This window comes from Sphingomonas psychrotolerans (assembly GCF_002796605.1).
Classification (GTDB): domain Bacteria; phylum Pseudomonadota; class Alphaproteobacteria; order Sphingomonadales; family Sphingomonadaceae; genus Sphingomonas; species Sphingomonas psychrotolerans.
This window is the reverse complement of sequence record NZ_CP024923.1, coordinates 3,833,936-3,847,128: the sequence shown is the minus strand read 5'-3', so window position 1 is coordinate 3,847,128 and position 13,193 is coordinate 3,833,936. Positions and strand designations below refer to the sequence as shown.

At 65.2% G+C, this 13,193-nt stretch carries 11 protein-coding genes; 7 read left to right on the top strand and 4 right to left on the bottom strand.

Features of this window, described 5'->3' with window-relative positions:
* Nucleotides 1-316 precede the first annotated feature (316 nt).
* Together CVN68_RS17500 and CVN68_RS17495 are read right to left on the bottom strand one after the other, a co-directional pair.
* Nucleotides 317-1,225, bottom strand: a complete 909-nt coding sequence (locus CVN68_RS17500; RefSeq protein WP_100283335.1) for an SDR family NAD(P)-dependent oxidoreductase — start codon at nucleotides 1,223-1,225, stop codon at nucleotides 317-319.
* The gene (locus CVN68_RS17495) at nucleotides 1,222-2,142 is read right to left on the bottom strand and encodes an SDR family NAD(P)-dependent oxidoreductase (protein WP_100283334.1); all 921 of its coding nucleotides are present in this window, start codon (nucleotides 2,140-2,142) and stop codon (nucleotides 1,222-1,224) included. Before CVN68_RS17495 ends, CVN68_RS17500 begins: the two co-directional genes overlap by 4 nt.
* Nucleotides 2,143-2,269: 127 nt before the next feature.
* Here CVN68_RS17495 and CVN68_RS17490 point away from each other — a divergent pair, with 127 nt between their 5' ends.
* From CVN68_RS17490 to CVN68_RS17470, 5 genes are read left to right on the top strand one after another with little or no spacing between them, the layout of a single operon-like run.
* On the top strand, nucleotides 2,270-3,694 hold the full coding sequence (locus CVN68_RS17490; RefSeq protein ID WP_100284495.1) for an MFS transporter: 1,425 nt from the start codon (nucleotides 2,270-2,272) through the stop codon (nucleotides 3,692-3,694).
* Between the two features lie 56 nt (nucleotides 3,695-3,750).
* On the top strand, nucleotides 3,751-4,518 hold the full coding sequence (locus tag CVN68_RS17485) for a nuclear transport factor 2 family protein (protein WP_100283333.1): 768 nt from the start codon (nucleotides 3,751-3,753) through the stop codon (nucleotides 4,516-4,518).
* A gap of 6 nt (nucleotides 4,519-4,524) precedes the next feature.
* Complete coding sequence (locus CVN68_RS17480) at nucleotides 4,525-5,952, top strand: NAD-dependent succinate-semialdehyde dehydrogenase (RefSeq protein ID WP_100283332.1); 1,428 nt, start codon at nucleotides 4,525-4,527, stop codon at nucleotides 5,950-5,952.
* Between the two features lie 4 nt (nucleotides 5,953-5,956).
* Entirely contained in the window at nucleotides 5,957-7,012 is a 1,056-nt protein-coding gene (locus tag CVN68_RS17475) for an amidohydrolase family protein (RefSeq protein ID WP_100283331.1), read from the top strand.
* Nucleotides 7,013-7,032: 20 nt separating this feature from the next.
* Nucleotides 7,033-8,640 (top strand): MFS transporter, encoded by a 1,608-nt coding sequence (locus CVN68_RS17470; protein WP_233503410.1) that lies wholly within the window; start codon nucleotides 7,033-7,035, stop codon nucleotides 8,638-8,640.
* A 77-nt stretch (nucleotides 8,641-8,717) separates the two neighbouring features.
* Here CVN68_RS17470 and CVN68_RS17465 read toward each other — a convergent pair whose 3' ends face one another.
* Complete coding sequence (locus CVN68_RS17465; protein WP_100284494.1) at nucleotides 8,718-10,187, bottom strand: carotenoid oxygenase family protein; 1,470 nt, start codon at nucleotides 10,185-10,187, stop codon at nucleotides 8,718-8,720.
* A gap of 19 nt (nucleotides 10,188-10,206) precedes the next feature.
* Here CVN68_RS17465 and CVN68_RS17460 point away from each other — a divergent pair, with 19 nt between their 5' ends.
* Nucleotides 10,207-10,755, top strand: coding sequence for a MarR family winged helix-turn-helix transcriptional regulator (locus CVN68_RS17460; RefSeq protein ID WP_233503409.1), 549 nt, complete (start codon nucleotides 10,207-10,209; stop codon nucleotides 10,753-10,755).
* Between the two features lie 34 nt (nucleotides 10,756-10,789).
* Nucleotides 10,790-11,803, top strand: coding sequence for an aldo/keto reductase (locus CVN68_RS17455; RefSeq protein ID WP_233503408.1), 1,014 nt, complete (start codon nucleotides 10,790-10,792; stop codon nucleotides 11,801-11,803).
* 3 nt (nucleotides 11,804-11,806) lie between these two features.
* Here CVN68_RS17455 and CVN68_RS17450 read toward each other — a convergent pair whose 3' ends face one another.
* Nucleotides 11,807-13,117: an MFS transporter gene (locus CVN68_RS17450; RefSeq protein ID WP_100284492.1), complete on the bottom strand. Its 1,311-nt coding sequence runs from the start codon at nucleotides 13,115-13,117 to the stop codon at nucleotides 11,807-11,809.
* Nucleotides 13,118-13,193: the final 76 nt, after the last annotated feature.

Here is a 13,193-nt window from a genome sequence, read left to right as displayed (position 1 = left end):
CGATCTATCGCACGGCATCGACCTGTTTGAATCGCCAGCGTCGACAGTCTCGGCGTCGTCAGTCATCTCGGGCCGGATTCGGCTAACCGCGCGATTCCGCAGCGCCGAGAGATTTTGGGGGAGATAAGTGCATCCTCTCGACCGCAGCGCGCTCGCTGCGAATGCTGCCAGGCGAATCTGCCCAAGGAAAGATGCTGGATGTAGGCAATCACAGCCCCCCATCTCTCAACCTGGCAACCAAGTCATGCCGATCGACAGCAACAACAAACTGCTAACGCGCGCTGTGCTGAAGCAGTGATCGACTTTCGGCCAGATGTTACCCGGACGCGAGGCCCCGCGCCGCCGCGCGCGCCGCTTTGTATCCAGCACGCCGGCCCTGTTCGAAGCCGATGCGCCGCTGGTAGCCCGGGTCGTCCGGATAATCGCGGAATTCGTCGACGACCTCATCGAAAAGCTCGCGCATCTCGTCTTTGAATTCGGGGTGCGAGAAGATGTAGAACCGGTTCGCACGGATCGCGTCGAGCGTCCGCTCGGCGACGATGTCGGGCTCCATGCCGAACTGGTGGACCTGTTCCAGCCGCCCGACCATCTCAGTGTTGACCGCCTTGGCCCCGCCCAGCAGCGCCGCAGGGCGCACTTCGTCGCTCGCGTAGATATGGCTTTTCACCAGCCCCGGGCACAGCACCGACACACCGATCCCGAACGGCGCGAGGCTGTAGCGCAGCGACTCGCTCATCCCGCGCACGGCGAACTTGGTGGTGTTGTAGATGCCGGGCTGCGGCCCGCACAGAAAACTCGCCATCGACGCGGTGTTGACGACGTGCCCGCCGTCCGCGCGCGCCTTCATCCGCGGCACGAAGGTCATCACCCCGTTGATCACGCCGTGGAGGTTCACGCCCATCACCCAATCCCAATCGTCGAAGCTCGATTCATCGATCGTCTGGAACAGGTTGATGCCGGCGTTGTTGAACAGGAGGCTCACCGGGCCGAGTTCCGCCTCGACGCGGTCGGCGGCCGCCGCGAAACCTTCGCGCGAGGCAACGTCGAGCGTCACGCCGATCACATGCTGGTTGTCGAGCGCCTTCAGCGCCGCCTCGATCGCATCCTCGCGGATGTCGGCGATCGCGACTTTGCAGCCTTGGGCAAGCAACGCGCGCGCGATGCCGAGTCCGATGCCGTTGGCGCCCCCCGTGACAAAAGCCGTGCGGCCCGCGAAATCCTTCATGCGTCCACCTTCATGCCGGCGTTGAGAGACTTTTGCCGCGCGATCTCCGCGGCATGGATCGGGTTGCGGAACAGCACTGCATAGAGCGATTTATACTCGGTATTCTCGGGCAGATCGGGCACCGCCGCGACCATCGCGTCAGCGCGGTCCTTCACCCCATCGTAGAATTCGCGGTGCGTGAGGATGTAGAGTTCGTCGGCGAGGATTCCGCGCAACACCCGCTGCCCAACCTCCTCCCTGGTCTGGTAGAGATGGGTGTTGGCATCGGCCGCGCGACGTTTGTCGGCCTCGGCATAGCCGGTGTCGGCGAGGGTTGCGGGTCGGGTTTCGCCGGCCTTCGCGATGTTGGTCGCGACCGCGCCGGGGCAGAACACCGAACAGATGATTCCACGCGGCTCGAGCTCGAGCCGCATCGCCTCCATCATGTTCGCCACAGCGCCCTTGCCGGTCGCATAGATCGTCGCGCCGGGGTGAGGCATGATGCCGGACATGGACGAGGTGTTGACGATGTGCCCGCCCTCGCCATGCTTCAGGATGCGCGGGAGCATGGTGACGATGCCGTTGATCGTCCCGCCCAGATTGACCCCCATCACCCAGTCCCAATCGGCGTAGCTGGCCAGTTCGGTGGGGCCGACCACCGCGACGCCGGCATTGTTGCACAGGAGGTGGATATTGCCGAACCGCGCCTCTGTGGCATCGGCGGCGGCGGCATAGGCGGCGCGATCGGTGATATCGAGCCGGAGCGCGAGGACATTCTCCCCGCCGTCGAGCTCGACCGATGCCGCGGCGAGATGATCGTCGCGAATGTCGGCGATGACGACGTTCATTCCCGCGCCGAGCAGCGCCTTGGCGATGCCGAGCCCGATGCCGCTCGCACCGCCTGTGACGAACGCGGTCTTGCCTTGCAGATTCTGCATCCAGTCTCTCCCTCGCGGCGATGTTTTCAGCGCCGCATTTTTCTCTCGCCTTTTGTATCCAACACGTACAGTTTGCCAAGCGAAAACGAGGCCGCCCGAGCAGCCCGAAATTCGAGGGAGGATGAAGATGGCGATCGGCCCCGCGGCGGCATCCGTCGAGATGACGGCAGGCGAAGAAATCGCGAACCCTGAGGCGAAGCCCCATCCGGCGCGCGAGTGGCCGACGCCGACCGCCGCCTATTGGGCGCTGTTCGTCATCGTGCTGGCCACCTTCATGACCTTTTTCGACCAGGTCGTGTTCGGTATGCTGGCGCAACGGATCAAGGTCGATTTCGGGCTGACCGATGCGCAGCTCGGGTTCCTGGCGGGGCCGGCGAGTATCATCTGCTATTTGTTCGTGGGCATTCCGCTGGCGCGGCTGGCCGATATCTATCCGCGGAAATATGTGCTGTCGGGCGGTGTCGCGGTGATCGGGGTGATCACCGCGCTGGGCGGGATCGCGCAGACCTTCGTCCAGTTCGTCGTCTCCCGCGTGTTCCTCGCGGCCGGCGGATCGGCGCACGCGCCCGCATCCTATTCGCTGCTCGCCGATGCCTTTCCGCCGCACAAGATCCCCCGCGTATTCGCGCTGCTCCAGTTCGGCTTCATCGGCGGCGTCACGCTGGGCCCGATCGTCGGCGGCATGCTGATCGCCATGACCGGCCACTGGGCGCCCACCGAGATCGCGGGCCTGCGGATCCTCGGTTGGCAGTGGATCATGGTCTGGATCGGATTGCCGGGACTGCTGATCGCGCTGCTGTTCCTCACCATCAAGGAGCCAGCCCGGCTCGCTCCCGCGGCCGATGCCGTCCAGGCCCCGGCCGATGCGGCATTCGGCCGCCGCATCTTGACTTTTACCGGGTTGGACGCCGCGCGCGCGATCCACGCCAATCGCAAAGTGTACTACCCGATGTTCGCCGGGCTGGCGCTGAGCGCGATCGAAACGTTCGGGCTCCAGTTCTGGCGCGTGCCCTTCATGATTCGCACCTACGGCTGGGACGAAGCGCAGATCGGCGCGATCATGGGCAGCATGCTGCTGGTCGCCTCGTTGCTCGGCCTCCTGCTGGGCAGCATTTTCGTCGAATGGCTGGGCAAGCGCCACAAGGATGCCAATGTGCGCGCCGCCGCGATCTTCTTCGGCTGCACCACGATCTGCGCAATCGCCGCCCCGCTGATGCCCAACGGCCATCTCGCGCTATTGATGATGTCGATCGGCTCGATGTTCGGCATCGCCGGCGCGGTGCCGCAGAACGCGGCGATCCAGCGGGTCGCGCCCAACGCGATGCGCGGGCAGGTGACGGCGATCTACCTGTTCATGTTCACGTTCTTCGGCGCGATGGGCAGCTTCATCATCGGGCTCGTTCAGGACCTCGTGATCGGGGCCGAGGCCGATCTGTGGAAGACGCTGGTGCTGACCGCCTCGACGCTGCTGCCGCTGGCCACCTTCTTCATCTTCCGTGCAATCAGGCCCTATCGCGAGGAGGTCGAACGGCTCGAGGCGGCGGGGCGTTGACTCGTGCCCAAGGCCAGCGCAGATTGTACGCAATACATACAAAAAGGAGGACGAGGATGTCGGATACAGATCGCATCGCCACGCTCGAACAGCAGGTCGCGGACCTGGCGCAACGGATCACGGTGCGTGAGGACGAGCTGGACGTGCGCAAGCTGCAGTATCTCTACGGCTATCTGATCGACAAATGCCTCTATAACGAGACCGTCGACCTGTTCACCGACGACGGCGAAGTGCGTTTCTTCGGCGGCGTCTGGCGGGGTAAGGAAGGCATCCGCCGGCTCTATGTCGAGCGGTTCCAGAAACGCTTCACCTACGGCAACAACGGCCCGATCGACGGCTTCCTGCTCGAGCATCCGCAGATGCAGGACATCATCGACATCCAGCCCGACGGCGTGACCGCGCTCGGTCGCGCGCGATCGATGATGCAGGCGGGGCGCCACAAGGATTATGTCGGCAGCGAGCCGCACCTCCAGGCGCGTCAGTGGTGGGAAGGCGGCATATATGAGAACACCTACACCAAGGTGGACGGTATCTGGCGCATCCAGATCCTTAACTACATGCCGCAATGGCACGCCGATTTCGAAACCGGCTGGGCCAACACTCCGCACGAATATGTCCCCTTCCCCAAGGTGACCTATCCCACCGACCCGACCGGCCCCGATGCGCTGATCGAGGATCACTGGTTGTGGCCTACCCACAAGCTGGTGCCCTTCCACATGAAGCATCCGGTGACCGGCAAGGAAATCGTCGCGGAGCGCTGGCAAGGTGACGCCGACCGCGCGGTGGCGAAACAGACAAAGGCCGCGGCGGAAGCCGGAGCCTGATCGCCGATGGCATATCCCGATCTTGCGATGATCATCGACGGTGAGCGCGTTTCGGGCGGCGGGCGGCGCACGCACCTCGTCGTCAATCCCGCGACGGGCGCGACGCTGGCCGAACTGCCGCTCGCCGATGCGGCCGATCTCGACCGCGCGCTGGAGACCGCGCAGCGCGGTTTCCGGCGCTGGCGGGATTCGACCCCGCACGAACGCGCCGCGGTGCTGCAGGGTGCGGCCCGGCTGATGCTGGAGCGCCAGGAGGATCTCGCGCGCATCGCGACGATGGAGCAGGGCAAGCCGCTCGCCGAGGCGCGGATCGAAGTGCTGATGAATGTCGGCCTGTTCAATTTCTACGCCGGCGAGGTCTTTCGCCTCTACGGCCGCACGCTAGTCCGCCCGGCCGGGCTGCGCTCGACGGTCACCAAAGAGCCGGTCGGGCCGGTCGCCGCGTTCGCGCCGTGGAACTTCCCGCTCGGCAATCCCGGGCGCAAGCTGGGCGCGCCGATCGCCGCCGGCTGCTCGGTGATCCTGAAGGCGGCGGAGGAGGCCCCGGCGTCCGCGCTCGGGGTGCTCCAATGCCTGCTCGACGCCGGGTTGCCCAGCGAAGTCGCGCAGGCGGTGTTCGGCGTGCCTGACGAGGTTTCGCGCCACCTGCTCGGTTCGCCGATCATCCGCAAGCTCAGCTTCACCGGATCGACCGTGGTGGGTAAGCATCTCGCCAAATTGGCGGCCGACGATTGCAAGCGCACGACGATGGAACTCGGCGGGCACGGCCCGGTGCTGGTGTTCGACGATGTTGATGTCGATCAGGTGCTGGCTACGATGGCACCGGCGAAATATCGCAACGCTGGCCAGGTCTGTGTGTCGCCGACCCGGTTCATTGTGCAGGAGGATGTGTTCGAGCGTTTCCGCGATGGTTTCGTCGAGCGCGCCGGCAAGATCGTTGTCGGCGACGGGCTCGATGCGGAGACGCAGATGGGGCCGATGGCCAATCCGCGCCGCCCCGATGCGATGGAGCGGCTGATCGGCGACGCTACGCGCAAGGGCGCCACGCTCCACACCGGTGGCGAGCGCATCGGCAATCGCGGCTTCTTCTACAAACCCAGCGTCCTCTCCGAAATTCCGCTCGACGCCGAGATCATGAACGAGGAGCCGTTCGGGCCGATCGCGCTGATCAACCCGTTCGCGGACGAAGACGCGATGATCGCCGAGGCGAACCGTCTGCCCTACGGCCTCGCCGCCTATGCCTGGACCAGCGACGCGAAGCGTCAGCGGCGCATCGCGCGCGCGATCGAAAGCGGGATGATCGGCATCAACACCAATATGATCGGCGGCGCGGATGCGCCGTTCGGCGGAGTCAAATGGTCGGGCCATGGCTCCGAAGACGGACCCGAAGGCGTCGAGGCGTGCCTCGTCACCAAGGCAGTGCACGAAGGGTGAGACGATGAGCCACGACCTGAATACCGGCGGCGATCGCGGCTACAAGCGGATCGCCACCGAGGAAGCGTTTGCCACCCGCGAGCAGATCGACGTCTATCTGCGCATGGTGAAGGGCGGCACCGCCGACAAGGGCATGGTATCGCTATGGGGCTTCTACGCGACCAGCCCGTCGGAACGCGCGACGCAGATCATCGATCGGCTGCTCGATCTGGGCGAGCAGCGGATTCGCCACATGGACGAAACCGGCATCGACGTCGCGGTTCTCGCGCTCACCGCGCCGGGCGTCCAACCGCTGCTCGATCTCGATGAGGCCAAGGGGATCGCGCGGCGATCCAACGACCATCTCGCCGAACATGTCACGCGCTATCCCGATCGCTATGTCGGGATGGCGGCGGTCGCGCCGCAAGATCCGATATGGTCGGCAGACGAAATCCGCCGCTGCGCGCGCGATCTGGGCTTCAAGGGCGTGCAGATCGCCAGCCATACGCAGGGCGAGTATCTCGACGATCCCAGGTTCGATCCGATTTTCCGCGCGCTCGCCGATACCGGCCAACCGCTCTACATCCACCCCTCGACCCCGCCCGACAGCATGATCGGGCCGATGCTGGACGCGGGGCTGGACGGCGCCATCTTCGGCTTCGGCGTCGAGGCGGGGATGCATTTGCTGCGGCTCATCACCAGGGGCATCTTCGATCGCTATCCCGATCTCACCATCTGCGTCGGGCATATGGGAGAGGCGTTGCCCTTCTGGCTCTACCGGCTCGATTTCATGCACCAGGCGGGGGTCCGCGCGCAGCGCCATGATTTCCTGAAACCGCTCAACCGGACGATCCACGAATATCTGCGCAGGAACGTGATGATCACGACGAGCGGGATGGCATGGGAGCCCGCGATCAAGTTCACCATGGACGTGCTGGGGGATGACCGCGTGATGTATGCAATGGACTATCCGTACCAGTATTTCGCCGACGAGGTCCGCACCCACGATAATCTGTCGATCGGCGATGCCGCCAAGAAGAAGCTGATGCAGACCAACGCCGAGCGCGTGTTCAAGCTATGAGGGACGTATCGCCAAGAGCGTTGCCGACGCTCGTGCCGAAGGGCGCGCGGTACGCGCTGGCGCTGGTCGCGCTGACCAATGCGGTCAGCCTGCTCGACCGGCAGATCCTCGCGATCCTGGCGCCCGCGATCAAGGCCGACCTGCATGTCGGCGATGCCGAGATGGGCCTGTTGTTCGGCACCGTCTTCGCGCTGTTCTACGCCTTGTTCTCGATACCGCTCGGACGACTGGCCGACGGCTGGGTGCGCACGCGGCTGCTCTCGATCGCGCTGGCCTTCTGGTCGGCGGCGACCGCGCTGGGCGGTCTCGCGAACAGCTTTGCAGTGCTTGCCGTCTCGCGGCTCGGCGTCGGCATCGGCGAGGCGGCGAGCCAACCGGCCGGCACCAGCATGATCTACGATTACTGGCCCAAGCACCGGCGCGGATTCGTGATGGCAGTGCTCGCCTCGGCGATCGCGCTCGGCATCGGCGGCTCGCTCGCGCTCGGCGGTCTGGCCGCAGAGTGGTGGGACGGGCTTGCCAAAGCAGGGCAAGCGCCGATTGCGCTGCGCGGCTGGCAGTTCGCGTTGATCGTCGCCTCGCTCCCCGGCTTCGTGCTGGCGCTGCTGATGTGGAGGCTGCGCGAGCCGGTGCGCGGCGCGATGGACGGGATCGACACCGCGCCCGATCCGCACCCGTTCCGCGCGAGCGGCGCGGTGTTCGCCGCGGTCCTGCCCGGCCTGCACTGGATCGTGTTCGCCAGGCGCCGCGCGCCGCGCGCGACATGGGCGTTCAATTTCGGCGCGCTGGCACTGATCGTCGCGGCAATGGTGACGCTGACGCACATCGCCAACGGCCTGTCGCCGCGACCGCCGATGACGCTGCTCGGGCTGACGTTCAGCGCGCACGCGCTGCAATGGGGCGTGATCGGCTTCGGCCTGCTGGTGATCGTCAACCTGATGCAGTCGATGCGGATCGCCGATCCCCAGGCGTTCCGCGTCATGACGAAATCGCCGACGCTGATGATGGCGATGGCGGTCGGCGCGCTGCAATCGGTGCTCAATTACGGGATGATGGCGTTCAACCCCAGCTTCATCATCCGTTACTACAACCAGTCGATGGCGGAGACTGCGTGGCAGTTCGGCCTGCTCGCGGCGGTGATGGGGATCGTCGGTCCGCTGATCTGGGGGCCGCTCTCCGATACGCTCCAGAAGCGCTTTCCCGGGGCGGGCCGCGCCTATGTGGCGTTGTTCGCGATGGGGCTATCACCGATCCTGTCCTTCTGGGTGTATCTCGCGCCGACCGCGGGCGACTTCTATCTGCGCTTCGTGTTCTATAGCCTGGTGCTGACCGGCTGGATGCCGCCGCTTTATGCGATCATCTACGATCAGGTGCTGCCGCGGATGCGCGGTATCACGTCGAGCGTCTATCTGCTGGTGATGACCATCCTCGGCCTCGGCATCGGTCCCTATGTCGTCGGGCTCCTGTCCGACGCCACCGGAAACCTGCGCTGGTCAATGCTGGGAATCAACGCGGTTGGCGTGCCGATCGTGATCCTGATGCTGCTGATAGCAAGACGGGCGCAGCGGGACGAGGACGGGATAAGGGAACGGGCCGGGGCTACGGCACCCGCCACACCTACAGCTTGAACGCCGGCGCATAACGCGCGCCGGCGCAGACATCGTGACGCCGTCCGGGCGCGTCTATCCCGCCTCGTGCACGAAGATCACGCCGCCAGGCCGATCTCCTCGGCGGTGGCCCAGTTGCCGTGGAGCCCGAAGCGCAGCCGGATCGGGATGCGGACCTCGGCGATCGGGCCCTTCTCGATGTCGAGCGCATCGAACAGCAGCAGATCGGAGCGATGCTCCTCCAGCCGATTGCACACCATGACGATCCAGCCGTCGCCCTCGGGCGCGTCGGGGCCGCGCGCGATGAAGCATGGCTCCTGCAACGACGATATTGGGCCGCACCACCATTTCTGCTCGGTACCCGCTTCATGGTCGATCAGCCCGAGCGTGTTCATCAACATGCCCGCCGGGCTGCCACCCCTCAGCTCGACCGGCTTCGTCGGATCGATCACCAGCATCCAGCCATAGCGATAGGGCAAGCCGGCGCGCCGTTCGTCGATGCGCGGAAATTCGCCCATCATCGTCGTCAGCCGCTCGCGGCTTTCGAATGCGTCCGAATTCGACGCCATGTCGACCGTCCAGCGCGTCAGGAAGCTCGCCGATTCCGGCCCGTTGAACGGCGCGCCGTGGATGTCGGGAAAGAACGGGAACATGTTGTTCTTCGCCTCGGGCGTGTCGAAATGGAGCCTGGTCCCGTCCTGGAACGCGTTCATCACATGGCTGGCGAAGCAATTGTCGCGCTTGAACCAGCGGATGTCGTCGGCAGTCGCGTCCGCGCGCCGCGGCAGGACGCCCAGATAGACCGGCAACGTCGTATCGAAGCCGAAATGCGGCAGTCCCTGCTCCAGCCGCTCCCAGTTCGACGTGCACGGCACGACGTGGAACAGCGCGTAATCGGGAGTGATCGCGAAATCGTGCATCATCGCGTAATAGGGCAGCTCGAACCACAGCTCCTGCTTGAGCTCGCCTTCGGGCGACACGACGTAATAGGTCATGTCCCGGGTCAGCACTCCCTTTGCCGCATAGCCGAACGCGATCATGTCGCCGGTTGCCGGATCGACCTTGGGGTGCGCGGTGAAGGTCTGCCCGGTCATCGCGCCGTTGAACCAGGTATAGCCCTCGGTCTCGAGCGTCGCGGGGTTCATCACCAAAGCGGGAGAATCCTCCTTGAGCGCATAAAGCTTGCCGCCATAGACGAACGCGTTGGTGTTCGCGGTGCCGCGGATTTGCCCCTTGACCCTGTCATCGTCGGTGAGCGGATTCCGATAGGCGCCGAACAGCCCCTCCCCCGCCGCGTGTTCCAGCTTCCATTTGTCGGTTTTCGCCCAGCGCTGCTTGAAATCGACTCTGCCGCCCTTCAGCCGGAACATCGTGATCATGCCGTCACCGTTGAACGAAATATCGTCGCCCAGGCGCGGCGCGAACTGCGGATCGGGCTGGACGCGGTAGAAGGCGCCGTCGAGTTCGGGCGGGATCGTCCCCTTCACATCCAGATCGGCGATGTCCGCCTCGATCCGTGACGGCGTGTTGAAGCCGGTAAACGACGGCGTGTCGGGGAAATGCGTCACGGCCAATCCTCTCATTTTGTTGTTTGACGGCATTGTATGCAACGCCAACAATTTTTCAAGCCGAGGCATTGACGCTCGGGTCCCCGCCGCCCAAACTGTTACTATGAATTACCTGTCTAAGCAGAAGCGGCCTCGCCCCGCCGAACAGGTGGGTATCGGCGGCATCGAAGAGATTGTCGGCTTCCACATCCGGCTCGCGCATGGCGCTGTGTATCGCCATTTCACCGAGACCTTCTCCGAGCTCGATCTGACGCAGAAGCAGGTTTCGGTGCTGTGGTTGATCGACGACCATCCCGACATTGCCCAGGCCGATATCGGCAGGCGGCTGCAGATGGACCGGGCGACCGTAATGGCGATCATCAATCGCCTTCAGAAGCGAGGCTTCGTCGAACGCGGCGCGTCCACCATCGACCGGCGGCGCCAGACCCTGCACATTTCCGAGGCGGGTCACGCCGCGTTGCTTGCGGCGCGCGCGTGTATCCTCGATCACGAACGATGGTTGAAGGCGCGGTTCACCCCGGCGGAAACCGCGCTGCTGGTCGAGTTGCTGCGCCGGATCCACGAATAGCCGCCACGCTTGAACATTTTGTAGGGCTTCCCTCGTGACCAGTCTCCCCACCCGCACGATCGGCCCGTTCACCGTCTCCGCCATCGGCCTCGGCTGCATGAATCTCAGCCACGCATATGGCCATCCGGTGTCGGAGGAGGACGGCGCGGCGTTGCTCGGTCGCGCGCTCGATCTCGGCGTGACCTTCCTCGACACCGCTGCGCTATACGGTGGCGGCAATAACGAGCGCTTGCTGGCAAAAGCAGTGATGCACCGCCGCGCGCAGTTCACCCTCTCGTCGAAATGCGTGCTCGACATGCATGACGGCAAGCGCGGGCTGGACGGTTCGCCCACAGCCATCGCCCGGACGCTCGACGGGGCGCTGCAACGCCTCGGCACGGACTACATCGATCTCTATTCTCTCCACCGCCTCGACCGGAATGTGCCCGTCGAGGAGTCAGTCGGCGCGCTCGTGCGCGCGAAGGAAGCGGGCAAGATCGGCGCGATCGGGCTATCGGAAATGTCGGCGGAAACGATCCGGCGCGCGCACGCCGTTCATCCGATCGCCGCGGTGCAAAGCGAGTATTCGCCGGTCGTCCGCAACCCGGAGATCGCGGTGCTCGATACCTGCCGCGAACTGGGGATCGGCTTCGTCGCCTTTTCCCCGGTTGCACGCGGGCTGCTGTGCGATGCCGTGCGCGACGATGCTTATGAAAGCGACAACGATATCCGCCGCGCGATGCCGCGCTTCACGGGTGAGAATCTGCGGCACAATCTGATCGCGGTCGGCGCGTACAACGCACTCGCCCTGCAGGTCGGGGCGACGCCGGCGCAGCTCGCGCTCGCCTGGGTGCTGGCGCGGGGCAATCATGTCGTTCCCATTCCGGGCACCCGCAACATCGCCCATCTCGAGGAAAACCTCGGCGCGCTCGATCTGACGCTCGACGCGAGCGTGTTCGCCGAGATCGATGCGATCTTCGCCGACGGCGGGATCCGCGGCCCACGCTATTCTGCGGCGATGCAGGCGCAGATCGACACCGAGATCTTTCCCGGCGAAGAGCTCGCCTGAACGCTATTTCGCGCCGTCGAAGCGCAGCTTGACCCCCGAAAGCGCAACAGCGGCGATCAGCGACCCCAGCGCCAGCGCGATCGCGACTCCGGCAAGCGGCAGCCCTGCCGCAAACAGGAAGCCGGCGAGGATCGGCGACAGTGCCGCCCCACCCCGCCCGATCCCGATCGCGAAACCCGTGCCGGTCGCGCGGACGTGCGTGGGAAAGGCGCGTGCGAAGATCGTGTAGAGCCCGACCACCGCACTATTGGTGAACAGCCCGGAGATGCAGGCAAGTGCCGCCAGCCCGGCGAGCGAGCGCACGCCGGCCGCACCGAACAGCGCGATCATCACTGATGACAGCGCGAGGACCACGACCGTCATCGGCTTGAGCGCGAAGCGTTGCGCAAGCAGCCCGAAGATCGCTCCGCCGACCGCCCCGCCGACATTGGCCCAGACCAGTACGCTCGCCGCCTGCGCCGGCGGATAGCCGAGATCGACAACGATCTTCGGGACCCATTTGAGGATGAAGTAGAAACTCACGATGTGCGCGAAATAGGCAATCGTCAGGAGTATCGTGATGCGCCGCAGCCCAGGCTTCAATATGTCCGCAACCGACGCGCCTTCCTCCTCGGGCGTCGGCGCCGGAAGCCCGTCGACGGGGCCGTGTCCCATCCGCGCGAGCGTGCGGTTCACCTTTTCAAGCGCACCCGCGGGGCGCCGCGAGACGAGGAACTGCACCGGTTCGGGCACGAGGAACCAGACGATCGGGATGAAGCAGGCGGTGACGATCGCGCCGAATTCGAACACCGCTCGCCAATCGCCGCCCTTGAGCAAGAACGCCGCGATCGTGCCGCCGACGACCGCACCGATCGGATAGCCGATCACCATGACCGCCAGCGCCAGGTTGCGGCGGCGGCGGTTGGCGAATTCGGCGGTGACAGCGTTGATCGACGCGAGCATCCCGCCAATGCCTAGCCCTGTCAGGACACGCCAGATCGACAGCGACACGATTCCATCGGCCTGCGTCACCATCAACATACCGATCGACATCACGACGAGGCAGCCGAGGATCGTCGCACGGCGGCCGATCCGGTCGGCGACCCCGCCGAGCAGCACCGATCCGACCGCCATGCCGATCAGCTCCATCGACAGCACGATGCCCAGCGCGGCGCGATCGATCCCCCATTCCGCCGCGATGCCCGGCGCGGCGAAGCTGATCGACAGCACATCGAACCCGTCGAGCGCGTTCAAGCCGAAGGCCACCGCAACCGCGGTGATCTGCAACGCGCTCATCGGCGCGTCTTCGATGATGGTGCGCGGATCGCGTGTCATGATCTTCCCCTGAATGATCGAGGACGAGCCCGTCGGCCGACCCTTGGCGACTGCGTGGAGCACTGCTGGATCAACC

Bases quoted from the DNA above. Each gene is read 5' to 3' on its own strand.
- CVN68_RS17450 (WP_100284492.1), bottom strand. From the start codon at position 13,117: ATGACACGCGATCCGCGCACCATCATCGAAGACGCGCCGATGAGCGCG.
- CVN68_RS17475 (WP_100283331.1), top strand. From the start codon at position 5,957: ATGAGCCACGACCTGAATACCGGCGGCGATCGCGGCTACAAGCGGATC.
- CVN68_RS17480 (WP_100283332.1), top strand. From the start codon at position 4,525: ATGGCATATCCCGATCTTGCGATGATCATCGACGGTGAGCGCGTTTCG.
- CVN68_RS17500 (WP_100283335.1), bottom strand. From the start codon at position 1,225: ATGAAGGATTTCGCGGGCCGCACGGCTTTTGTCACGGGGGGCGCCAAC.
- CVN68_RS17490 (WP_100284495.1), top strand. From the start codon at position 2,270: ATGGCGATCGGCCCCGCGGCGGCATCCGTCGAGATGACGGCAGGCGAA.
- CVN68_RS17495 (WP_100283334.1), bottom strand. From the start codon at position 2,142: ATGCAGAATCTGCAAGGCAAGACCGCGTTCGTCACAGGCGGTGCGAGC.
- CVN68_RS17485 (WP_100283333.1), top strand. From the start codon at position 3,751: ATGTCGGATACAGATCGCATCGCCACGCTCGAACAGCAGGTCGCGGAC.